This is a genomic window from Ensifer sp. ENS11 (assembly GCF_014851895.1).
Lineage (GTDB): Bacteria > Pseudomonadota > Alphaproteobacteria > Rhizobiales > Rhizobiaceae > Ensifer > Ensifer canadensis.
In genome coordinates this window covers 1-476 of record NZ_JACVAN010000070.1, presented here as the reverse complement: position 1 = coordinate 476, position 476 = coordinate 1, and the positions used below count along the sequence as shown (strand labels likewise).

1 protein-coding gene is annotated in these 476 nt (G+C 68.5%); it reads left to right on the top strand.

The window, feature by feature from the left end:
- The coding region (locus IB264_RS34255) for a choice-of-anchor Q domain-containing protein (RefSeq protein ID WP_210335728.1) at window positions 1-424 on the top strand (424 nt) is incomplete at its 5' end.
- Window positions 425-476 lie beyond the last annotated feature (52 nt).

Here is a 476-nt window from a genome sequence, read left to right as displayed (position 1 = left end):
CTATGTCACCGTGGCCGGCAACGAGGGTCTCGGCATCAGCAACTTGGGCAGCCTGACGCTGCGCAACAGCATCGTCGCCGGTAACCGGCTCAACCAGGTGCCGATGAACTGCAGCCACCAGGGGGTTGGCTACCGCGCCCTGGGACTGTTGCTCGGGTCGGACGTCACCACCTGCACCGATAACAGTGTCACGGTGGAGGACGATGTGGTGTTCACCCAGGTGCTGGCTGCGCGGCTGTCCTCGACGACGGTTGCCAACGGCAGCGGGCTCGGGACCCAGTACCACCAGCTGCGCAACGGCAGCCCGGCGGTGGATGCCGGCCTGGGCTCCTGTACCCACAACGACCAGCGCGGCGTCGCCCGGCCGCGCGATGGCGACCGTAACGGCAGCGCGATCTGCGACCTGGGTGCCTACGAGCGTTGATACATCCAGCAGCGCCGCCCACTTGACCGGCGGCGGGCTGTGCGGGCTGGCC